Source organism: Rhizobium sp. 2MFCol3.1, from assembly GCF_000377565.1.
Classification (GTDB): domain Bacteria; phylum Pseudomonadota; class Alphaproteobacteria; order Rhizobiales; family Rhizobiaceae; genus Rhizobium.
Genome location: NZ_KB898354.1, coordinates 488,159 through 510,718, shown reverse-complemented (window position 1 = coordinate 510,718; position 22,560 = coordinate 488,159). Strand labels below are relative to the sequence as shown.

The window sequence follows — 22,560 nt, the reverse complement described above, 5'->3', positions numbered from 1 at the left end:
CAATCCTCACTTGCGCTTTTCAAGCGGCGCGGCGGCCTTGAAGAAATCCGCCCAGGGATCGCTTGCCAGTGAATTCATCCGCGACGGCGTGTTGTCGACCGTGAAATAGGCCGGGCCGATCTCCTCCGTCAGCTCGCTCCAGTCGAGCGGCATCGATACAGCGGCGCCCGGCCGCGCGCGGGTCGAATAGGCGGCGACGGCGGTGTTGCCGCGGCCGTTGCGGAGATAATCGATGAAGATCTTGCCGTTGCGTTTCGCCTTGGTGGCGGTCGCCAGATATTTGTCCGGCTGATCTTTCGTCATCCCGTCCGCCAGCGCCTTCGCGAAAGCCTTTACCTGCACCCACCCGGCCTCCGGCTTCAGCGGCGTCACCACATGGAGACCCTTGCCGCCGGAGGTCTTGACGAAGGCCGCAAGTCCCACCGCCTCCAGCCGCTGTTTAAGCTCTTCAGCCGCCGCGATCACCTCGGCCCAGGCGACATCGTCGGCCGGATCGAGGTCCATGGTGATCATGTCTGGCTTCTCGAAGCTCGCGGTCGTCGCCCCCCAGGGGTGGATCTCCAGGACAGCCGATTGCACGAGCGCGACGAGCCCATCGAAATCGCTGATACGCAGCAGCTTTTCGCCACCCCTGTCCTTTGGGTCTGATATCTCCTCGATATGGGCGTTCATCCCCTTCCAGGCATGCTTCTGGAAGAAGCGCTGGTGCCCGGCAATGCCATCGGGGCAGCGCAGCAGCGCCAGCGGGCGGTTGATCACGAATGGCTCCATAAAGCGCCAGACCTGCGCGTAATAATCCGCAAGTCCCTGCTTGGTGACACCCTCGTCCGGCCAGTAGATGCGGTCGGGATGGGTGAGCGTGACGCTCGATTGCGGCGCCGGCTCGGCCTTGCTTTTCTCGGTCTCGCGCATCACATCCCCCGCCGCCTTGTCCTCGCGCAGCCCGCGAAATGCCGCATGCCGCAGATTTCCGTCCGCCGACCATGCCTGAAACTCCACATCGGCCACAAGTTTCGGCTTGACGTGGACAAGCCCGCGCCGGGCCTCGGCCGAAAGCGCATCGTCGAAGGCGGCCTTCGTCTGCCGGTCCTCGGAAAGACGTTCGTGCAGCATCTTGGCGGTCGCGACCGAAAATCCGGTGCCGACCCGTCCGACATAATGAAGCTTGCCGCCCTTGTAATAGCCCATGGCCAGCGAACCGATCGCGTCCTTCGTCGCCGTCGAGGGCACGAAGCCGCCGATCACGAACTCCTGCCGTTTCGAGCATTTGGACTTCACCCACTCGCCCGTGCGCCCCGAGCTGTAGGCGCTGTCGCCGCGCTTGGAGATCACGCCCTCCAGCCCCAGCCCGCAGGCGTGGTCGAGCACCAGAGAGCCCTTCTCCGTGAAATGGCTGCTGTAGCGCAGCGTCGGATCGTCGGGCGAGAGAAGCGTTTCCAGCAGCGCCTTGCGCGAGAGCAGCGACACTTCACGCATGTCATGCCCATCGAGATGCAGCAGGTCGAAGGCGTAGAACACGAAGCGGTCCTTGCGGCCTTCGCTGAGATCGCTCTGCAGCGCGGAGAAATCCGAAGCACCATTGTCGCGCTCGACCACCACTTCGCCATCGATCAAGGCCGATTGCACCGGGAGCGCTGAAAATGCCCTCGCAAGGGTCTCACCAAACCGCTCCGTCCAGTCCAGGCCCGTGCGGGTCAGCATCGTTACCTTGCCGTGGTCGATCCTGATTTGCAGCCTGTAGCCGTCGAACTTGATCTCGTGCACCCACTCCTCGCCGGCAGGCGGTTTCGGCTTCAGCTTGGCAAGCGCCGGCTCGATGAAATCAGGCAGAGCACCCTTGACCGCGCCATCCGGCCATTGACGAGAAGCCGCCTTGGCTTTCGCTGCCCGCGGCTTGGGAGCAGACGCCTTGGCGCCATTTGCGCTCCCCGCCCCCTTGGGCCGTGCGTGCCAAGCGGCATCCGGATTCTTGGCCACCTCTTCAATCTTCCGGCCGGTCTCAGCTGATTCAGGCCGCAGCTTCAGAATATCGCCCTTGGCGCGCGCCTCCTCGTCCTCGGCCTTGATCAGCAGCCAGTTCTCGCGGGTTTCACCGGGCTTGCCATGCATCCGCACCAGGTGCCAGCGCCCCTTCAGCTTGTCGCCATCAAGGTCGAATTCCATGTGGCCCTTCTTGTAGGCCTTGTGCATGTCGCCATGCGGCGCCCATGTGCCGCGATCCCAGACGATGACGGTGCCACCGCCATACTCGCCCATTGGAATGATGCCCTCGAAGTCGCCATAGTCGATCGGGTGGTCCTCCACATGCACCGCCAGGCGCTTGTCGTCGGGATTGAGGCTCGGCCCGCGCGTCACCGCCCAGCTTTTCAGCACGCCGTCCATCTCCAGCCGGAAGTCGTAGTGCAGCCGCGTCGCGTCGTGTTTCTGGATCACGAAGCTCAGCGCGTTGCTTTCGCGCGCCGCACTGGCGCGTTTGCCGCCGCGCGGCTCCGGCGTCCGCTTGAAATCGCGTTTGGCGTGATAGGTCTCGAGCGCCATCGTCAGCTCGCCTTCTTCGATCCGCCGTTACCGCGCGCAGCACTCTTGGCAGCGGTCTTGCCCGTCGCTTTCCCGCTCGTCTTGCCGCTCATCTTCGCGCTTTCACGCAGCGCCTCCATCAGGTCGATCACCTTGCCCTTCGACTCGGCCTTGCGCTTGGGCAGCGCCCTGCCCTCGATCTTCGCCTGGACGAGTTCGGCAAGTGCTGCCTCATAGCGATCCTCGTAATCCCGGGGATTGAAGCTGCCTTTCTTGGTGCCGATGATATGGCCGGCGAGCTCGATCATTTCCTTGTCGAACTTGATGTCGGGAATATCTTTGAACACCGTCTCGGCGTTGCGCACCTCGTAATCGTAGTTCAGCGTGGTCGCGACGATGCAGTCGTCCTGCGGCCTGATCAGCACCGTGCGCGTCTTGCGAAACAGAACCGCCTCCCCCAGTGCGGCGACCTTCTGATCGCGCATCGCCCGCGCGATCAGCGCCAGCGCCTCTTCGTCGTCCTCACTGACCGGCGCCAGATAATAGGGCCGGTCGAAATAGAGCTTGTTGATCTCGTCATAGGGAACGAAGCCCTGCACGGTGAGAAGCTTGTCGCTGTCGGGCGCAAACGCCGCAAGCTCCTCGCCCTCGATCATGACATAATCCCCGCTATCCAGCCGATAGCCCTTCACCTGGTCGTCGCGCTCCACCGGCTTTCCCGTCTCGCTGTCGACGAACTGACGCTCGACGCGATGGCCGGTCTTGCGATTGATGATGTTGAAGGAGATGCGGTCGGCGACCGATACCGCGGTGTAGAGCCCCACCGCGCAGACAATATCGCCCACCTTCAGATGCCCCTTCCAGCTTGCCCGCGCTGCCATCTCTATTCCTCCCGCCCCTTGTTGCGCCGGCGCTGATCAAGCGCCACGATCTTCTCCACCGAGGCGATATCCTCGCTGGTGACGACAGGAACCGGATCTCCGGCGATCGCCTCCAGCACCTCGCTCGACAGCGCGCCGTGGCGGATCACCCACTCCAGCGTCTCGCGGGTCTCGCGCTCGGCCTTCAGCTGCGCGTAGAGCGCGATGATCAGCCTGTCGCGCGCATCGAAATGGCTGCGTTTCTGCTCGGTCTTGCGGACATGCGTCATCGAAACCTGCCTCCCTTGCCGATTGGAGCAGAAACCGGCGAGCGACCGGAAAGTTCCGCGCATGGCTGACATGGCCAACTGTCGCAAATCTGAGACAGGTCCGATGAGCGCCGTGAAAGCCCCGCGAACGCTCACATTGCCGCGAGTTGCCAAGAACATTAGTTTTCGTCACACTCCTGTCTATGATCTGTGGTGGTAGGAGCTGCAGCTCTTTGATGGGAGGAACCCCGATGCACGAACACTCTGCCCATGCGGAGCATGTCTATACGTGCACGCAGCGCGATTCAGCCGCGGCAAGTTCTTCGGTGGTCGCCTCGTGGCGCCGCTGCATCGCCATGCACCAGCTGGCGCCCGAAGAGCGGCGCACGCCGCTCCGCCTCATGGACCAGGAGTTCAAGCAGGCGCGCGAACAGTCCGAGCAGCTGATCGCCAACGCCACCGACGAACTCGACCGCCTGTTCACCACCGCTGGAAAAGCCGGCTGCTGCCTGCTTTTGACCGACCGCGACGGCATCGCTCTGGAGCGCCGCGGCGCGATCGGTGACGACAAGGAGTTTCACGATCTCGGTCTCTGGACCGGTTCGGTCTGGACGGAAGCGAGCATCGGCACCAACGGCATCGGCACGGCGCTGGCCGACGAACGCTCGGTCTCGATTTTCCGCGACCAGCACTTCTTCTGCTCCAACATCAAGCTCAGCTGCACGACATCACCGATCCGCGATCATCGCGGGCAGCTCGCCGCCGCACTCGACATCTCCACCTGCCGCGACGACGTCAACGAGATGACGCTCGGCATTCTCGCGCAGATGGTGCGCGATGCCGCCATGCGCATCGAGATCAATCTCTTCCGCAGCGCCTATGCCGGCGCGCGCTTCGTGATGGTGCCCGCAGGCGCCAACCCTGCGGCCGCCCTCCTCGCCGTCGATCGCCACGACCTCGTGCTCGGCGCCACCCGCGCCGCGCGCCTGGCGCTGAAGCTCGACGACCGCAGCATCGCTGCCGGCATTCCGGCCGCCGATGCCCTGCACGAGACCCGCATGTCCGACGACGAGGATCTCATCGAGGCCGAACGCGCGGCATTGTTGAGGGCTCTGACGCGCTCCAGCGGCAACGTCTCGCAGGCCGCGATCGCGCTCGGCATGAGCCGCGCCACGCTGCATCGCAAGATGAAGAAGCTCAATCTGCACTGATCCTGTTGTAGGCGGCACTGATGTAGCAGCGATGCGACACTGTGCGCTGCGGTATCGCTCGGTGCCGCTGTATCTCGACACAAAAGGCGCGCAGATTTCCTCCCACGGGTTCACGTCCGAACCTGGCTCATCTCAAGGGAGGATGACATGCTACATCAGAAAATCGTCGAGTCGCCGTTCAAGCTGAAATACGGGAACTATATCGGCGGCGAATGGCGCGAGCCGATCGAAGGCAAGTATTTCGACAACATCACCCCCGTCACCGGCGGCAAGCTCTGCGAAATTCCCCGCTCCAGCGAAAAGGACATCAACGCAGCGCTTGATGCCGCCCATGCCGCCAAGGACAAGTGGGCCCGCACCTCGGTCACCGAGCGCGCCAATATCCTGATGAAGATCGCCCAGCGGATGGAGGACAAGCTGGAAGTTCTGGCGCAGGCCGAGACCTGGGACAACGGCAAGCCGATCCGCGAGACCATGGCCGCCGACATTCCGCTCGCCATCGACCACTTCCGCTACTTCGCCTCCTGCGTGCGCGCCCAGGAAGGCTCGATCGGCGAGATTGACAACGACACCGTCGCCTATCACTTCCATGAACCGCTCGGCGTCGTCGGCCAGATCATTCCCTGGAACTTCCCGATCCTGATGGCCGCCTGGAAGCTGGCGCCCGCTCTTGCCGCCGGCAACTGCGTCGTCATCAAACCCGCCGAACAGACGCCCGCCTCGCTGCTCGTTTGGGCCGAGATCATCGGCGACCTGCTACCACCAGGCGTTCTCAACATCGTCAACGGTTTCGGCCTCGAAGCCGGCAAACCGCTGGCATCCAGCCCGCGCATCGCCAAGATCGCCTTTACCGGCGAAACCACGACGGGCCGGCTGATCATGCAATATGCAAGCCAGAACCTGATCCCCGTCACGCTCGAACTCGGCGGCAAGTCGCCGAACATCTTCTTTGCCGACGTGGCCGACGAGGACGACGACTTCTTCGACAAGGCGCTGGAAGGCTTTGCGATGTTCGCGCTGAACCAGGGCGAAGTCTGCACATGCCCGAGCCGCGCGCTGGTGCATGAAAAGATCTACGACCGCTTCATGGAACGCGCCGTCAAGCGCGTTGAAGCCATCGTCCAGGGCAACCCGCTCGATTCGGCCACGATGATCGGCGCCCAGGCCTCCAACGAGCAGATGGAAAAGATCCTCGCCTATCTCGACATCGGCAAGCAGGAAGGCGCAAAAGTGCTGACCGGCGGCTCGCGCAACGACCTCGGCGGCGAACTGGCGAGCGGCTATTACATCAAGCCGACGATCTTCGCCGGCCACAACAAGATGCGCGTGTTCCAGGAAGAGATCTTCGGCCCGGTCGTGTCTGTCACCACCTTCAAGGACGAAGCCGAAGCATTGTCGATCGCCAACGACACGCTCTATGGCCTCGGCGCCGGTGTCTGGACCCGCAATGGCAACCGCGCCTATCGCTTCGGCCGTGAAATCCAGGCCGGCCGCGTCTGGACCAATTGCTACCACGCCTACCCGGCCCACGCGGCCTTCGGCGGCTACAAGCAATCCGGCATCGGCCGCGAGACCCACAAGATGATGCTCGACCACTATCAGCAGACCAAAAACATGCTGGTCAGCTACAGCGAAAAGAAGCTCGGTTTCTTCTGAGCCTTTTCGACAGCAGGGAGGGCATCCGCAACACCCCTCCCTGCCTCTTTCTCCACAAGTCTTCCACGAGCGAAAATGGGCTCTATTTGAAGTCGTGCGTGTGGCCCCCTCATCCGCCTGCCGGCACCTTCTCCCCGCTGGGGAGAAGAGACTCGTGGCCGGCGCGGCATTCCCCTTCTCCCCTCGGGGAGAAGGTGGCGGCAGCCGGATGAGGGGGCCACGAACGCATCTGGAGGAGAGAAACACACCGCAGCATACGTAGGAGGAAACAATGGACACCACAGTCAACGGAGAACCCCGCGTTCTCGCAACAGACGCCGCCGTCGCCCTGATCGACGAGATCAGGCGTGATTATCCCGACATCCTCTTCCATCAGTCCGGCGGCTGCTGCGACGGGTCTTCGCCAATGTGCTACCCCGCCGATGATTTCATCGTCGGCGACCATGACGTGAAGCTTGGAGAGATATCAGGCGTGCCTGTTTACATCAGCGCCAGCCAGTTCGAAGCCTGGAAGCACACGCAGCTGATCATCGACGTGGTGGCCGGTCGCGGCGGTATGTTCTCGCTGGATAATGGCCGGGAAAAGCGATTCCTCACACGCTCGCGCATGTTCGGCGGCGGCGAGGCCTGCGCGATCCCGGGCACGCAGCAGGCAATCTAGTGCTTGCGCACCTTGCCCGTCGGAATGGCGGATGAAGTAACCGAGACAGGATCGCTTGCCGGAAAGCTGTCCTCCAGTCCCTGCGCCAGCTGATCCTCCATCTCGTCCACATCGCCGGCTGCCCGGGCGCTCGGCTGCGCCGCGCCCGTTTCCACGCTCGAAAGCGCGGCGGTCTCATCGAACGACGCCAACTCGCCCATCACGGCCTTGGCTCGATCGATCGCATTGTTCGACGTCAGCGTCCGATCCATGTCCTTGCGCAACAGCACGGACACGACCTCGCCGCCCTTGCCGACGAACTCGACCGTGAACCCGCGTCTACCACCTTGCTCTGGAATGACCTGCGTGCCGATGACCTGCATGAACTGTCTCCTTTGCACATCTGAGGAGACAACGGTGGCCATCGGACAAAGTTCCGCTAACGGCCAGCGCCAACGCGCGGGCAAAAAAAAGCCACCGCTCGTGACGGTGGCCGTAGTCATGAAGGTCTTCAAAACCTCCAGAGGGGAACAGTTGCGTCATCGACCAGCGGACCGGCCGACTGCATAAGCAACTATAGGTAATATTAGTCCCCTATCGTAAAAATTCAATCAATTGGCGGCTGAATTTATCGAGGGACGTAAATCAAATTTCCAGATCCGCCCAGAAACGAGGGATAATTTACCACTTTCAGGTTGCAACCCGGCAAACGGACGCTCGGCGCCTGCGTCGCCCGTGAAAATCAGCGCTGCACCGGCGCCGTTGATTCGCGCAGGATGAGCTCGACCGGCCATAGCTCGTGGATGTCGAGCGGCGAGCGGCCGGATACCAGCTGCAGCACCAGATCCGCGCACCGCGTGCCCGCCGCGCGCATTGATGACCGCGTCGCTGAGAGCGAGGGCGCCATGTTGTCGGCCGTCAGATAGGGAAACACGTCGTCATGGGCGATGACGGAAACCTCGCGACCAACCTGCAACCCAAGCGAGCGAACCGCACGATAGACACCAAGCGCCGTCATCATCGAGCCGGCGACGATCGCGGTCGGCGGATTGGACTGCTCAAGCAGTGAGCGGGCAAAACGGAAGCCGAGCTCGTCGGTGAAATTGCCGCTGGCGATCAACTGGGGATCGAGTTCGATGCCGCGGCTCTGCAGCGCCTCGCGATATCCCTTGTCACGATGCAGCGCATAGGTCGCGCCTGGGCGGCCGTTGATCATGGCGATCCTAGTATGGCCGAGATCGATGAGATGCGAGGTCGCGCGGCGCACGGCACCCTCGTTGTCGATGTCGAGCCACGCATGCGGCACGTCGATATCCGAGCGGCCGTGGACCAGAAACGGCATGCCGAGCTTGTGGAGCAGCGCGATGCGCTCGTCGTTCGGCCGCGGCGAATGCACGATGATCGCATCGACCCGCTGGCTTTCCACTAGACGCCGATAGAGCTGCATCTCGTCATTGTGATCGGGATCGGCCATCGGAATGACGAGAATGTCGGTGTCCTCGGTCAACAGCCTCTCGGCCATCCCCGCCATGAACTCGGCGAAGTGAAACTCGCCCGCCCGCCCCATCACCACGCCGATCGCGCCTGCCCGGCCGGTCTTCAATCTGACGGCATTGACGTTCGGCCGGTAGCCGAGCCGAACGGCCTCCTCCGCCACGCGCGCGCGGGTTACTTCGCTCACTTCCGGATAGCCGCTCAGCGCGCGGCTGACCGTCGTCGGCGACAATCCCAGCTGTTTTGCGAACTCTCTAAGCTTCATGTACCGACACGTCTTTCATCGCCCGCTATTGGACCCCTCACACACCCTATAAGCCAATCCGTCGATATTTGGCACAAAAACCGCTAATCAGCCAAACCGATTTCAATGTTCAATCACAATCGACGCGTAGCGCCCGATGTTCTCCACATGCGCGCAACGTTGCACCCCATTGTTTTCACGGGAAAAATCGCCACTCTCCGCAAGTTAAAGCCATCACCAAACTACCCGCTTGACTTGATATCGCGCTTCTGACAATTTTTTCCAACCAAATCGTTTTCAAATTTGAGGACGCAATGGTTCTTTTTGGGAGGAAGATCATGAAGTTTCGTTTCACGACGGCCGTCATTGCGGCCGCGCTCATCGGCGTGGCCATGCCGTCCTACGCCGCCAACATCAGCATCTCTGCAAGCTCCACCGGTAAAAACCTCGACCTGTTCCGCAAGCAGCTCGACGCCTTCGAAAAGGCGACCGGCAACAAGGTCAGCATCGTCACCATGCCGTCCTCGTCCACCGAGCAGTTCTCGCAGTACCGCCTGTGGCTCGCCGCCGGCAACAAGGACGTCGACGTCTACCAGACCGACGTGATCTGGGCGCCGCAGCTGGCCGACCAGTTCCTCGATCTGAAGGATGCCGCCAAGGACGTCGTGGGCGATTTCTTCCCCTCGATCATCCAGTCGCAGACCGTCAACGGCCGCCTCGTCGCCATGCCGCTCTACACCGACGCACCCGCCCTCTTCTACCGCAAGGACCTGCTAGACAAATACGGTAAGCAGCCGCCGAAGACCTGGGACGAGATGGCGGCGACCGCCAAGGAAATCCAGGACAAGGAACGCGAAGCCGGCCAGAAGGACCTCTGGGGCTACGTCTTCCAGGGCAACGCCTATGAAGGCCTGACCTGCAACGCGCTGGAATGGATCAAATCCTCCGGCGGCGGCCAGATCATCGAAACCGACGGCACCATCTCGATCAACAACGAGAAGGCCGCGGCCGCCATCGAGCGCGCCAAGGGCTGGGTCGGCACGATCTCGCCGGGCGGCGTGCTCGCCTATCAGGAGGAAGAATCGCGCGGCGTCTGGCAGACCGGCAACGCCGTCTTCATGCGCAACTGGCCCTACGCCTACGCGCTCGGCAACGGCCCCGACAGCGCCGTCAAGGGCAAGTTCGACGTTGTACCGCTCCCGGCAGCCACCGAAGGTGACAAGCCCTCGTCCGCGCTCGGCGGCTGGAACCTCGCCGTTTCCAAATATTCGCAGAACCCCGAGGTCGCGATCGAACTCGTGAAGTTCCTGACCTCAAAGGAAAGCCAGAAACAGCGCGCCATAGAGCTCTCCAACCTGCCGACGCTGTCCGCGCTTTACGACGACAAGGACATCGCTGCCGCGGCTCCCTTCATGCCGGCCTGGAAGCCGATCTTCGAAAGCGCCGTTCCGCGTCCCTCGGCTTCGGCCAAGGTCAAGTACAACGAGGTCTCCGCCAAGTTCTGGACCGCCGTCCACAACACGCTGTCGGGCAATGGTACGGCCGCTGAAAACCTCGAGCTTCTCGAAGCCGACCTGACGTCGCTCAAGGGCGACAACTGGTAATCCATCGATGCGCCGGCGGCGGGCTATCCGCTGCCGGCGCTCCGAAGGACGCCACCGTCAATCGTCTCAGGAAGCGGGTATCTCATGAGTGAAGTTGCAGTTTCTGAAGGCCTGAAAGCGCAGACGCGCGCCAGGGCCACCTCGTCGGACCTGAAGGCCGACCGCGTCCGTTCCGCCTGGATGTTCCTGGCGCCGACGCTGTTCATCCTCGCCGTCGTCGCCGGCTGGCCGCTGTTTCGCACCATCTATTTCAGCTTCACCAACGCCTCGCTCACCAGTCTCGGCGACGCCAAGTTCGTCGGCTTCGACAACTACCTCACCTGGATCACGCTGAAGAGCGGCCGCACCGTCTACAAGGGCCTGCTCGCCGATCCGGCCTGGTGGAACGCGGTGTGGAACACGATGAAATTCACCGTGCTTTCCGTGCTGATCGAAACGGCCCTCGGCCTTATCGTTGCTCTTGTCCTAAACGCCCAGTTCGTCGGCCGCGGCATCGTGCGCGCCGCAATCCTCATCCCCTGGGCGATCCCGACTATCGTCTCTGCCAAGATGTGGGCCTGGATGCTCAACGACCAGTTCGGCATCCTGAACGACCTCTTCATGGCGCTCGGCCTGATCAGCCAGAAGATCGCCTGGACCGCCAATCCTGAAACCGCGATGATCGCCGTCCTGATTGTCGATGTCTGGAAGACCACGCCCTTCATGGCGCTCCTCATCCTCGCCGGCCTGCAGATGGTGCCGGGCGATATCTACGAGGCCGCCAAGATCGACGGCATCAACCCGATCAAGGTCTTCTGGCGGCTGACGCTGCCGCTGATCCGCCCGGCAATCATGGTCGCCGTCATCTTCCGCATGCTCGACGCCATGCGCATCTTCGACCTGATCTACGTGCTGACGCCGAACAATGCGCAGACCAAAACCATGTCGGTCATGGCGAGAGAGAACCTCTTCGACTTCGACAAGTTCGCCTATGGCGCAACCGCCTCGACGGTTCTCTTCCTGCTCATTGCCACCGTCACCGTGCTCTACATGTGGCTCGGCCGCGTCAACCTCGGCGGGAGTGAACGCTGATGCTTCTCACAGCCACCAAGAACACCCTCTTCTATCTCCTCGTCGGCGTCATCGTCATCATCGCGGTCTTCCCCTTCTACTACGCGATCCTGACCAGCTTCAAATCCGGCACGGCGCTGTTCGCAATCGAATACTGGCCGACCTCGATCTCGTTTGCGAACTACGCCAACGTGCTGACGACGGGCAGCTTCATCCATAGCCTCGGCAATTCGCTGCTGGTCGCCGTCTGCGTCGTCGCCGCCTCGTTGCTGCTCGCCGTCACCGCATCCTATGCTCTCGCCCGGGTGCATTTCCGCGGCCGCGCGCTTCTGATGCTGACGATCCTGTCGGTCTCGATGTTCCCCCAGATCGCCGTTCTCGCCGGCCTGTTCGAGCTGATCCGCTGGATCGGCATCTTCAACACGCCGTTTGCGCTGATCTTCTCCTACATGATCTTCACCCTGCCCTTCACGGTCTGGGTTCTGACCACCTTCATGCGCGACCTTCCCATAGAAATCGAGGAAGCGGCGATCGTCGATGGCGCCTCTCCATGGGTCATCATCACGCAGGTTTTCATGCCGCTGATGTGGCCGGCTTTGGTCACGACCGGGCTGCTGGCTTTCATTACGGCCTGGAACGAATTCCTTTTCGCCCTAACCTTTACGTCTTCGGACGCGCAGCGAACCGTGCCGGTCGCAATCGCCCTTCTATCGGGCGGGAGCCAGTTCGAGATTCCGTGGGGCAACATCATGGCGGCATCCGTCATCGTCACGGTCCCTGTCGTTGTCCTGGTGCTCATTTTCCAGCGCCGGATCATTTCCGGCCTCACCGCCGGCGGCGTCAAAGGTTGAAGAAAGCACGATATGGCACAGATTAGACTCGACAATATCCGCAAGAGCTTCGGCGCTCTCGAAGTCATCAAGGGCGTCACCATGGATATCCGCAAGGGTGAATTCATGGTCTTCGTCGGCCCGTCCGGCTGCGGCAAGTCCACGCTTCTGCGGCTGATCTCCGGCCTGGAGGACATCTCGGAGGGCACGCTCTCCTTCGATGGCCAAGCGGTAAACCAGCTTTCGCCCTCCAAGCGTGGCATCGCCATGGTCTTCCAGTCCTATGCGCTCTATCCGCACATGACCGTCTTCGACAACATGGCCTTCGGCATGAAACTCTCCGGCCGCACCAAGGAAGAGTGCGAGGCGCGCGTCGAACAGGCAGCCGGCATGCTGCAGCTCTCACCCTATCTGGAGCGCCTGCCCCGCCAGCTCTCCGGCGGCCAGCGCCAGCGCGTCGCGATCGGCCGCGCAATCGTCCGCGATCCCAAGGTCTTCCTCTTCGACGAGCCGCTGTCGAACCTCGACGCCGCCCTTCGCGTCGCCACACGGCTTGAGATCGCCAAGCTTCACCGCAGCATGCACGACACGACGATGATCTACGTCACCCACGACCAGGTCGAGGCGATGACGCTCGCCGACCGCATCTGCGTGCTGCGCGATGGCGTCGTCGAGCAGATCGGCACGCCGCTCGAGCTCTACGAAACACCGAATTCCATCTTCGTCGCCGGCTTCATCGGCTCGCCGAAGATGAACTTCCTGACTGGTGAATTTTCCGCGCCCTACAACGCCCACACCATCGGGGTGCGCGCCGAACACATCGAGATCACCAACCGGGAGCCCGCCTGGAAGGGCACGGTGATCCACTCCGAAATCCTCGGTTCCGACAGCTTCGTCTATCTCGACATCGGCACGCCGGAACCGCTGGTCGTTCGCGAAACCGGCGTTTCGCGCCACCAGCCCGGCGACAATCTCGGCGTCTCGCCTGTCGCCGGTGCCATCCACCGTTTCGATCCATCCGGACGCGCGCTCGAAAGGATCCCCTTGAAGGGCGCCGCCTGAAACCAACCCAAACAACCGGATCCCGGCCGCTTCCCAACGGTTTCGATCCACCACGCGCATGAAGGAGCATGACTTTGGCTATTCGCACCATCGTATGGGGTGAAAACATCCATGAAAACACCAACGAGATCGTCCGCGGCATCTATCCCGATGGCATGCACACGACGATCGCTAACGCGCTGAACACCGATCCAGCGATCAGCGCCACGACCGCCACGCTGCAGGAACCGGAACACGGCCTCACCGAAGCGCGCCTCGCCGAGACAGACGTGCTGACCTGGTGGGGCCACAAGGACCACGGCGCCGTCTCCGACGTCGTCGTCGAGCGCGTCGCCAAGCGCGTCTGGGAAGGCATGGGCCTGCTCGTCCTGCATTCCGGCCACTTCTCGAAGATCTTCAAGCGCCTGATGGGCACGCCGTGCGCGCTGAAATGGCGCGAGGCCGGCGAGCGCGAGCGCCTGTGGACGATCAACCAGCGCCACCCGATCGCAGCCGGCATCGGCGAGAACTTCGTGCTCGAGAATGAAGAAATGTACGGCGAGCAGTTCTCCGTTCCGGAGCCACTCGAGACCGTCTTCATCTCCTGGTTCCAGGGCGGCGAAGTCTTCCGCTCGGGGCTGACCTGGCGCCGCGGCGCCGGCAACATCTTCTACTTCCGCCCGGGCCACGAGACCTATCCGACCTACCACGACGCCAACGTCCAGAAGGTGCTGATCAACGGCGTCAAATGGGCTTATAATCCGCAAGGTGACCTGAAGAGCATCACCGATGCCCCGAATGTCCCGGTCGACAAGGCACTGGAGCCGATCGTCGAACGCGGCCCGAGACTGCACCAGGCCGGCGAAGCCGGTTACCGCTGAGGAGCACAGCATGCGACTACTCGTTCTTGGTACAGGCGTCATGGCCAAAAACCAGGTTGCCAACTTCCTCGCCATCGATGGCGTGGAAGTGGTGGGCGCGGTCGATACCGATCACGACCGGCTGACCGAATTCGCTGATCACTTCCACATCGAAAAGCGCTTCCGCACCCTGGAAGAGGCGCTGGAATGGGGCGAATTCGACAGCGCCACCAACGTCACGCCTGATCGCATCCACTATGCGACCAGCCTGGCGCTGATCGCGGCCGGCAAGCATGTTTTCTGCGAAAAGCCGCTGGCCGAGCATTACGACCATGCGCTGGAAATGACCGAAGCGGCGGAAGCCGCCGGCGTCATCAACATGGTCAACCTGACATATCGCAACGTCGCGCCCCTGCAGCGCGCCCGCGAGATGGTCTTGGCCGGCGAGCTCGGCACCATCAGGCACGTCGAGGCCTCCTATCTCCAGAGCTGGCTCGTCTCCCGCGCCTGGGGCGACTGGCGCACGGAATCACGCTGGCTGTGGCGTCTTTCGACCGGCCACGGCTCCAACGGCGTGCTCGGTGACGTCGGCATCCACATCCTCGACTTCGCGGCCTATGGCGCCGCGACCGATATCGACCACGTCTTCGCCCGCCTGAAGACCTTCAACAAGGCGCCGGGCGGCCAGATCGGCGAATATCTCTTGGATGCCAACGACAGCTTCACCATGTCTGTCGACTTCACCAACGGCGCGCTTGGCGTCATCCACGCCACGCGCTGGGCGACCGGCCACCTCAACGAGCTGAAGCTGCGCATCTACGGCGAAAAAGGCAGCCTCGAGGTCACCCATCGCCCCGATGGCTCGGACCTCCGCGGCTGCTTCGGCGACGACATCGAAAGCGCGACCTGGCGCGACATCGAGGTGCCGCCGGTGCTGACCAACTACCAGCGCTTTGCCGAAGCCGTGCGCACTGGCAAGCAGGACGCCCCCACCTTCCGCCACGCCGCCAACCTGCAAAAGGTCATCGACCTCGCGATCGTTTCCGAACGCGAACGCCGCGAGCTCAACCTCCTTGCCGCGCAAGAGCAGGACAGCGCCCCCGACAAGCGCATCCCGCCGCTGACGGTGGTGGTGTAAGGGTAGATTGAGGATGCAGGGCCCGCGAAAGCGGGCCTTGCTGCTTGAGTGGCTGGCTAAGGAATAGTTCGTCGTTACCAAGCTGCTTCGATAGCAGCGAATTCGTATCTGAAAATTCGGTCTTGCCGTGTGGCCCCCTCACCCTACCCTCTCCCCGCTGGGGAGAGGGGAAGATGGCGCAGCGGGTGCCGCTTTTCCCTTCTCCCCAGCAGGGAGAAGGTGCCCGAAGGGCGGATGAGGGGGCTCCGAGCGCAGGTGTTGTATCCCCAATGCGGAGGATCAAACGTGGCGATCTACGACGAACAGACCGATGCCGAAAAGGCGCGCTGGTATTCCAACGGCGCGAGGTTCTATGTCGAAGGTCGCCCCCGCTATCCGGCCGCCCTGATAGCAGCGTCGGCAGCGGCCGCGGAATGGCGGCGGCATAGCCGTGTGCTGGAAATCGGCAGCGGCCCCGGCACGGCCACGGAGGACTTTGCCGCCTTGGGCGGCCGATTTACCTGTGTCGAACCGAACGCCGACTTCGTCGCCATCGCCCGTGACATTCTGGCCCCTTTCTCGGATATCACCTTCCAGACGAGCACGCTGGAACAGGCTGATCTCTCCGGCCCATTCGACATCATTCTCGCGGCATCATCATTTCACTGGATCGATCAGAAACGCGGTGTCCAGCGGATCGAGGAATTGCTTGCGCCGAACGGATTTGTCGTGCTGCTGTGGAACAAGGAACCCCAGCCCGTCGCGCATCAGGCCGTGGACGAGGCATTCGAGCGCTCCGGCTATCCGCAACCGATCGAGAGGCAGTCCCGAGACGACATCGCCCAGGTGTTCTGGGGACTTTCCAAGCCGCTACAGACGGCCGCTTTTACCGAGAGGCTCTTCTGCCATGTCGAGGTCGCCGACGACTACAGCGTAGAGCGTTTCGTCGCCCTTCATCGCAGCCTCTCGCCCTTTCTGGCCCTGCCTCCGGAAAGGCAGACAGTTGTCGCCAAAGCGCTGATCGAAAACCTCAGCGCCTTGGTCGGCCCGACGATCCGCACGACCCGCATATCCGCGGCCCACATCTTTCAGCGGTCGGAGCGACGCTAGAAAACGTCGCGCGATGACCTGATTGGCTGAGCGTCGGCGGCCGATAGTGGTCGTGCTTGTGTCAGACAGCTTCAGCCGCCGACGGCATCGCTCACGCATTTCTTGGTGTAGGCGGTCTTTGCGGCACCTGCCAGCGCCTTGCCGTTCTTGTCCTTGGCGGACATGTCGCAAGCGGCGGCGGCATCCTTCTGGCACTTGTTCATCGACGACGTGAGAGCAGCGCCTGCCAGCGGCTTGCCGTTCTTGTCGACCGCCTTGGAAGCGCATGTGTCGGCGGCATGCGCCGTTGCGGCCGACAGGATCAAGGCTGCTGCAATGAGAACCGTTTTCATCGTCTATTCCTCCCACAATTTGCCGTTATCGGCATCGAAAACGCTACCTGATGTTGAACCATCAGGAGCAGCTATCTAGCGGAATCTTATAGGCTATTTTGGGGCACTTGTACAATGAGGATGAGCCGGCAGCACTGCGATTTAGCCGTCCGTCTCATCCGCCTTCGGCGCGGCGCTAAAGAGGTTTTTCAAGGCACTGGTCTTGGTCTTCTGCGCCTTGCTGAGCTTCAGCGCACGGTTGGCGGCCTTGGCCTGTTCCAGCATCATCTCGATCTGGATTTGCTGGATTTCGGTGAGCCGCTCCCACTGCCGATTCAGCAAATGGTCGACCTTTTCGTGCAGATGGCGGATTTCCAGTTCGGCCTTGAGGTTGACCTTGTAGTCGTTCAGCGCGCGCAGCCGATCCTTCGATTCCTGGCGACGCTGGCTCATCATGATGATCGGCGCTTGCAGGGCGGCGATGGTCGAGAGGATGAGGTTGAGCAGAATGAAGGGATAGGCGTCGAAGGCCTGCCGCTCGCCCATCAGGAGGTTGATGCCCATCCAGACGGCCAGGAATAGGCAGAAGGAGATGATGAAGGTCCAGCTGCCCCCGAAGGTCGCGACGACATCGGCCACGCGGTCGCCGATCGAGCGGTGCTCCTCGTAATCCTCTTCGATGTTTTCGGCCAGCGTATCGTGGCTCCTGAGGCTCTCCACGACCTCGTCCTCGAGGTTGGAGAGTTCGCCGCGTTCGTCGCGCAACAATTCGGCGATATACTGGCCGCGATAATCATCGACCACCTTACGATTGATATAGTCGTCCGAGTGCAGCCCCGGATGCTTCTGCCGCATGAACTCGGCCAGCGCAGGGCGCAGATCGTCGAAGTGGATGGCGTCTTTCTTCTTGAGCGCAGCGCCGGTGATCGCATCGACGAGCCGCACGGACTTGGCCTTGGCGCGCTCCAGACTGTCGCTATAGTCCTTCATCTCGACGGTGGCGGCCTCGCCATGCCCGGCATCGAAATCCACGATCCCACCCGCGAACTCAAGCGACTTCTCTTCTGCCATCCGACGATCCTCTGTGCCGATTCCTGCGCTCTAAACATCAAATCGAACAGGATTGTGACATTGCTAAGCGATACGGGCGAGGCCATTTGTGGGGCGGTGTTAATGACTGATTGCACGCCCTCCCGATAACGTGATCGACCGCTGCGCCAAGCCGATGGCCCCGATTAACGGCATCAAAAGCTTTCCGCCCTAGCCTAGAGCCATGACTTCGAGTGGATTTCGAAATAGCCTTCCGGCGGCCCTTCTTTTCCTGGTGATGCTGCTGCAATTCAGCGCCGCATCGGCTGCGCCGGCGGATTCTTTCGAGACACGCAGTTCCTGCTGGGCATCCACCAGCCTGTCGGAAGACGTGGTCGCGGTCGCCAGGAACCAGGATCGATGGTCCTGCCGCGACCAGGCCCCCTCCATCGATGCCGAGCGCGTGCTGCTTCGCTTCGACATCAAAGCCGGTGAACCCCTTCCCCGGTATATGCTCTCCAGGCGCGCGGCACTTCAGGCGATCCATCTGCTCGCAATCGACCGCGATGGCACGGTGCGCCAGGACACTATTCCCGCCGCAGCCCTCCAAAGCTCCATGGCCGGCGGCTACTTCAAGGCGCTCCTGCCCGACGTGACCAGCGAAACCCGGCAGATCATCGCCGCGATCGACCTGCCGAGCCACCGGATGACGCTGGAGCGTGCCTATCTGTCACCAACGGACGCAGCCGGCGGCATCGGCGACATGCGCTTGATGCTTGTGCTGGCAGGCCTTGCCGGCATGCTCGTCATGCCCCTGATCTTCAATGCGGCCTTCTACCGGGCGCTGCGCGAACCTTTCGTTCTCTGGCACTCGGCGCTCACAATCTCGTTGCTGATGACCATTCTCGTGACATCCGGCCTGTCGGTTATGCTCTTCGATCCAGCGGCAATGACCTTGAGCTGGATGACGACGGTGATCTTCGGGATGACCATCGCGGCAGGAGCGATGTTCACGCAAAGCTTCGTCGAACCCGGCCTGATGCATCCGGTTCTGCGCCGCGCGCTCCCCTATTGCGCGGCATGGGCGATAGCGCTGAGCGTCCTTCACGCCGCCTTCCCCTTCGTCGCCCGCCCCATCCAGTCGAGCGCCTATACGGCCGCCTTCGCGCCGGTACTTGCCATCTTCATCCTGTCGATGATCGATGCGCTGCGTCGCGGAAGCCGCGCCGCGCGGTTCCAGGCGGTAGGCTACGCGCCGATGGTCGTGGTCGGCCTGATCCGTCTGGTGACGGGTATCGTTCCCTGGCTGCACAGCACCGACGCCACCCTGCTCTTCTATATCGGCTGCATGTGCGAGGTCGTGTTCACGACACTCGGCGTAGCCGAGCGCTTCGTCACCATGAAACGCGAGCGCGACGGCGCCCGCAATGACGCCGAGCTGCTCGAACGCCTGTCTGAAACGGACCCGCTGACGGGATTGCTGAACCGGCGTGCGATCGAGCTGCAATTCGAGCAGCTTCGCACCGAAGGCTTCGAAGCCCTTGCCGTCATCGATATCGATCATTTCAAGGCGATCAACGACATCAACGGCCACAGCGTCGGCGACGAGGTCCTGAAGGCCGTGGCCAAGGCGCTCCAGCCGGGCGCGAGCGTTCGCGCCTACCGTCTCGGCGGCGAGGAATTCGTGCTTCTCCTGCGCGGCGACGACGCCGACACCCAGGCGGAACTGCGCCGCCAGGCCATTCCCGCCATCGTCGCCCGCACTGTGCCGGGCCTCAAACGCCCGGTGACCGCGAGCATGGGCGTGACTGGCATCGTCGGCGATAAGGATTTCGCAACGCTCTATGAACGGGCCGACAAGCTGCTCTACGAAGCCAAGAGCGCGGGCCGCAATCGCACTCGCGGCGCGATCAATAAGGCGCCGCGTGACGTTCTGGATGACCGGGCGATGATCGCCTAGATCAACACACCAACGACATCACGTCACGAACGGCATGATATCCACGCCATCGCCAGGAAAGACGGTGATATGGGGATGATCGAGGAAAAGCCGTGCCGCGGCCTCGGCATTCTCTGCCTCGACCACCAGATAGCCGCAGAGCGCATTGGAAGCCTCCGCAATCCCGTCCTTGTTGACCCGCATCGTCTTCCCCACCATGCCGCCGCGATCGAGAATAGCCGCAGCGTTTCTATCCTCCCAGGCCATCCACTGCGGCACACCTTTGGCATCGATGGCGTCTTGCTCGGCTTTCGGAAGGCGCCGAAACGCGTCGAAATCCTCGTGTTTCATGGTGTAGACGGCAAGAAATCGGGGCATGGGAGACCTCTGTGATGGCGCGTCGAGTGCTGGAATATAGCATACGGTTGTGAGGTGCCTAAAGGGAGGTTTTGCCGTGGGATACCCCCCTCTGCCCTGCCGGGCATCTCCCCCACAAGGAGGGAGATCGACTCGTGGCCTGCTCCGCAACCAAACAATGAGCTCTGAGCGAGCGGCTGCCCCCAGCCAATCTCCCCACTTGTGGGGGAGATGCCCGGCAGGGCAGAGGGGGGTATCACACGGCACCGCGTCCAATCTGCTGCGCACCACCCCGGCATCACACCCATCACCGCACCCGCCCCATCCCAAGCAACCCTAGCGCAACCGCTCCACCAACCGCCCGATCGACACCGCATCCGCATTGGCGAACGCCAACCGCAGATACCGCTCCTGCCCTACTCCGAAATAGCTCCCCGGCAGGCAAACCACGCCAGCCTCCTTGGCCAGCCGCTCGGCAACCTCGGACGAACTCAAATCCGCAAACGGATGGCGAATAAACGCGAAGTACGCGCCAAGCGCACCGATCTCCCAGCCGGGCAGTTCCGCCATCACCGCCCGCAGCGCATCGGCCCGCCGCGCGATCTCCAGCCGGTTCGCGGCCCGCCAGTCGGCCAAAATCGGCATCGCCTCGGCAACCGCCACCTGCGCGGCCCTCGGCGCGCAGATCTGCATGTTGTCCATCACCTTGACGATCTCGGTGATGACACGCTCCCCGGCGGTGATCGCGCCCAGCCGATGGCCGGGAATGCAGAAGGATTTGGAGAAGCTGTAGAGCAGGATCAGCGTCTCCTCCCAGCCGGGGATAGCAAGCAGCGGATGCGGCGCGCCGTAGCCCTCCGGCAGGAAGTCGCGGTAGGTCTCGTCGACGATCAGCCACGCCCCATGGCTGCGGCAGAGATCGAACAGTGCGCGCAACAACTCCGGCGGATAGATCGCGCCCGTCGGATTGTTCGGCGTCACGATCGCCAGCACCTTGGCGCCCGAGGCGAGCGCCTTCTCGGCCGAAGCGATATCGGGCAGGAAGCCGTTATCGGCATCGCATTCGACCAACACCCTGTTGATGCCAAGCATCGACAGCGTCGTTTCCTGATTGAAGTAAAAGGGATTGGTCAGCGCCACGCTGTCTCCGGCGCCGGCAAGCGCGATGGCCGCCGCCATAAAGGCCTGGTTGCAGCCGGCGCTGATCTGGACGTTATGGGCAGCGACTGGCGCGCCGTAGACCTCGGACATCTGCCGGGCATAGGCCTCGCGCAGCACCTCCTCGCCTTCGATCGGCCCGTAGCCTGTTGTGGCGGGCGACGACGCCGCCTCACCCAGCAGCCGCAGCATCTCGGGATGCGCGGGATAGCCCGGAACAGCCTGCGAGAGATCGACCAGCGGCCCCTTGGCTCCCTTGTATTCGCGTGCCCATGCGAGCACCGAGGGGATGGGCGGAGGAGACAGGCGGGAGACGAGGAGATTGGCTTTCGCGGCGGGCATGGAGGCTCTCAAATCAATGATGGAAACCATCACTCCTGCACAAAACACCCCGCCTCGGCAACACGCATTCTCTCGACGCGAGGGGCATCGCCCTCAGGCGCCGCAGCAGGCCTTGAGCTTGGAGAGCTTGGCCACCTCGATATGCCTGTTAGCGACGATAGAAATGACGCCTTCGCTCTTCAGCTTCGACATTTGCCGAGACACGGTCTCGATCGTCAGCCCGAGAAAATCGGCGATATCGGCGCGCGACAGCGGCAGGTCGAAGCGGCGGCTATCGCCTTTCGCTTCGGGATCGAGATGCGTCGCGATCAGAAACAGGAAGCTCGCCACCTTCTCCGCCGCCGTCTTGCGCCCCAGCGTCACCATCCAGTCGCGCGCCTCGTCGAGCTCGCGCATTGTCTGGTCCATCAACCTTTCGGCGAGCGCCGGTGTGCTCTTGACCAGCCGCTCCATCGCGGCCTTAGGGACCCGGCAGAGGTGAACGTCGGACGCGGCCTCAGCAGAGACGCCGTTCTCGTTGGCATGCAACCTGCCGAGGAAATCGGGAGCAAACTGCAGACCGACGATCTGCTGGCGCCCATCTTCGAGCGTCTTCGTCAGCTTCACCACGCCGCTGATAACGGTGGCGTAGGATTCGACGGGCATCTTTTCGCCGGCGAGCTCCTCGCCGGCATCATGCGTGACAAGCCGCGTATGGGAGGACAGAGCCAAGAGCTCGTCAGATGTCAGCGCCCCGCACATCCCCTTGTGGCGGACCTCGCAACTGACGCAACGTACTGGAATATTAGAATTATGTATATCTTTTCGCATACACCCGGCTCCGCCTGAAGCATAGCCAAGGCCGTCGTCGGAGAACAGCGTTTTCTTGATCGAGATCAAGGCCGTCATCGAAAACCCCCACTATTTCGGTCCTTGAAAGGA

The 22,560-nt window shown here is 62.4% G+C and carries 21 protein-coding genes; 11 read left to right on the top strand and 10 right to left on the bottom strand.

Annotation, left to right across the window (positions count from 1 at the left end):
• Positions 1–6 precede the first annotated feature (6 nt).
• From ligD to D460_RS0105395, 3 genes are read right to left on the bottom strand one after another with little or no spacing between them, the layout of a single operon-like run.
• Entirely contained in the window at positions 7–2,538 is a 2,532-nt protein-coding gene (ligD, locus tag D460_RS0105405) for a DNA ligase D (protein ID WP_018897496.1), read from the bottom strand.
• Between the two features lie 2 nt (positions 2,539–2,540).
• Positions 2,541–3,398 carry a Ku protein gene (locus tag D460_RS0105400; RefSeq protein ID WP_018897495.1) on the bottom strand — a complete coding sequence of 286 codons (858 nt, stop codon included), beginning with the start codon at positions 3,396–3,398 and terminating at the stop codon, positions 2,541–2,543.
• 2 nt (positions 3,399–3,400) lie between these two features.
• Positions 3,401–3,667: a hypothetical protein gene (locus tag D460_RS0105395; protein WP_018897494.1), complete on the bottom strand. Its 267-nt coding sequence runs from the start codon at positions 3,665–3,667 to the stop codon at positions 3,401–3,403.
• 230 nt (positions 3,668–3,897) lie between these two features.
• On the opposite strand from D460_RS0105395, the gene D460_RS0105390 reads away from it, so the two are divergent.
• From D460_RS0105390 to D460_RS0105380, 3 genes are all read left to right on the top strand, one after another.
• Complete coding sequence (locus tag D460_RS0105390) at positions 3,898–4,857, top strand: helix-turn-helix domain-containing protein (protein WP_018897493.1); 960 nt, start codon at positions 3,898–3,900, stop codon at positions 4,855–4,857.
• A 147-nt stretch (positions 4,858–5,004) separates the two neighbouring features.
• Entirely contained in the window at positions 5,005–6,513 is a 1,509-nt protein-coding gene (adh, locus tag D460_RS0105385; protein ID WP_018897492.1) for an aldehyde dehydrogenase, read from the top strand.
• Positions 6,514–6,784: 271 nt separating this feature from the next.
• Positions 6,785–7,174, top strand: a complete 390-nt coding sequence (locus D460_RS0105380) for a DUF779 domain-containing protein (protein WP_018897491.1) — start codon at positions 6,785–6,787, stop codon at positions 7,172–7,174.
• Here D460_RS0105380 and D460_RS0105375 read toward each other — a convergent pair.
• Together D460_RS0105375 and D460_RS0105370 are read right to left on the bottom strand one after the other, a co-directional pair.
• Positions 7,171–7,536: a hypothetical protein gene (locus D460_RS0105375; protein WP_018897490.1), complete on the bottom strand. Its 366-nt coding sequence runs from the start codon at positions 7,534–7,536 to the stop codon at positions 7,171–7,173. The genes D460_RS0105380 and D460_RS0105375 overlap by 4 nt on opposite strands.
• A 359-nt stretch (positions 7,537–7,895) precedes the next feature.
• Positions 7,896–8,912: a substrate-binding domain-containing protein gene (locus D460_RS0105370; RefSeq protein WP_018897489.1), complete on the bottom strand. Its 1,017-nt coding sequence runs from the start codon at positions 8,910–8,912 to the stop codon at positions 7,896–7,898.
• A 317-nt stretch (positions 8,913–9,229) separates the two neighbouring features.
• Here D460_RS0105370 and D460_RS0105365 point away from each other — a divergent pair, with 317 nt between their 5' ends.
• The 7 genes from D460_RS0105365 (at position 9,230) to D460_RS34445 (ending at position 16,503) form a co-directional block, all read left to right on the top strand.
• Complete coding sequence (locus D460_RS0105365; RefSeq protein WP_018897488.1) at positions 9,230–10,495, top strand: ABC transporter substrate-binding protein; 1,266 nt, start codon at positions 9,230–9,232, stop codon at positions 10,493–10,495.
• A gap of 84 nt (positions 10,496–10,579) precedes the next feature.
• Positions 10,580–11,566, top strand: a complete 987-nt coding sequence (locus D460_RS0105360; protein ID WP_018897487.1) for a sugar ABC transporter permease — start codon at positions 10,580–10,582, stop codon at positions 11,564–11,566.
• Positions 11,566–12,396, top strand: coding sequence for a carbohydrate ABC transporter permease (locus tag D460_RS0105355; protein WP_018897486.1), 831 nt, complete (start codon positions 11,566–11,568; stop codon positions 12,394–12,396). Before D460_RS0105360 ends, D460_RS0105355 begins: the two co-directional genes overlap by 1 nt.
• A 12-nt stretch (positions 12,397–12,408) precedes the next feature.
• Entirely contained in the window at positions 12,409–13,437 is a 1,029-nt protein-coding gene (locus D460_RS0105350) for an ATP-binding cassette domain-containing protein (protein WP_018897485.1), read from the top strand.
• Between the two features lie 74 nt (positions 13,438–13,511).
• On the top strand, positions 13,512–14,297 hold the full coding sequence (locus D460_RS0105345; RefSeq protein WP_018897484.1) for a trehalose utilization protein ThuA: 786 nt from the start codon (positions 13,512–13,514) through the stop codon (positions 14,295–14,297).
• Between the two features lie 10 nt (positions 14,298–14,307).
• Complete coding sequence (locus D460_RS0105340) at positions 14,308–15,414, top strand: Gfo/Idh/MocA family oxidoreductase (protein WP_018897483.1); 1,107 nt, start codon at positions 14,308–14,310, stop codon at positions 15,412–15,414.
• 285 nt (positions 15,415–15,699) lie between these two features.
• The gene (locus D460_RS34445) at positions 15,700–16,503 is read left to right on the top strand and encodes a class I SAM-dependent methyltransferase (RefSeq protein WP_018897482.1); all 804 of its coding nucleotides are present in this window, start codon (positions 15,700–15,702) and stop codon (positions 16,501–16,503) included.
• A 71-nt stretch (positions 16,504–16,574) separates the two neighbouring features.
• Here the strand turns inward: D460_RS34445 and D460_RS0105330 are convergent, their stop codons facing one another.
• Positions 16,575–16,835 (bottom strand): hypothetical protein, encoded by a 261-nt coding sequence (locus D460_RS0105330; RefSeq protein ID WP_018897481.1) that lies wholly within the window; start codon positions 16,833–16,835, stop codon positions 16,575–16,577.
• Positions 16,836–16,976: 141 nt separating this feature from the next.
• Positions 16,977–17,885 (bottom strand): DUF1003 domain-containing protein, encoded by a 909-nt coding sequence (locus D460_RS0105325; protein ID WP_018897480.1) that lies wholly within the window; start codon positions 17,883–17,885, stop codon positions 16,977–16,979.
• A gap of 202 nt (positions 17,886–18,087) precedes the next feature.
• Here D460_RS0105325 and D460_RS0105320 point away from each other — a divergent pair, with 202 nt between their 5' ends.
• Positions 18,088–19,803, top strand: coding sequence for a diguanylate cyclase (locus D460_RS0105320; protein ID WP_026282815.1), 1,716 nt, complete (start codon positions 18,088–18,090; stop codon positions 19,801–19,803).
• 18 nt (positions 19,804–19,821) lie between these two features.
• Here D460_RS0105320 and D460_RS0105315 read toward each other — a convergent pair whose 3' ends face one another.
• The 3 genes from D460_RS0105315 to D460_RS0105305 form a co-directional block, all read right to left on the bottom strand.
• Complete coding sequence (locus tag D460_RS0105315) at positions 19,822–20,160, bottom strand: hypothetical protein (protein ID WP_018897478.1); 339 nt, start codon at positions 20,158–20,160, stop codon at positions 19,822–19,824.
• A gap of 315 nt (positions 20,161–20,475) precedes the next feature.
• Complete coding sequence (locus D460_RS0105310; protein ID WP_018897477.1) at positions 20,476–21,639, bottom strand: aminotransferase; 1,164 nt, start codon at positions 21,637–21,639, stop codon at positions 20,476–20,478.
• 93 nt (positions 21,640–21,732) lie between these two features.
• Positions 21,733–22,449, bottom strand: a complete 717-nt coding sequence (locus D460_RS0105305; protein ID WP_026282814.1) for a Crp/Fnr family transcriptional regulator — start codon at positions 22,447–22,449, stop codon at positions 21,733–21,735.
• Between the last annotated feature and the right edge of the window lie 111 nt (positions 22,450–22,560).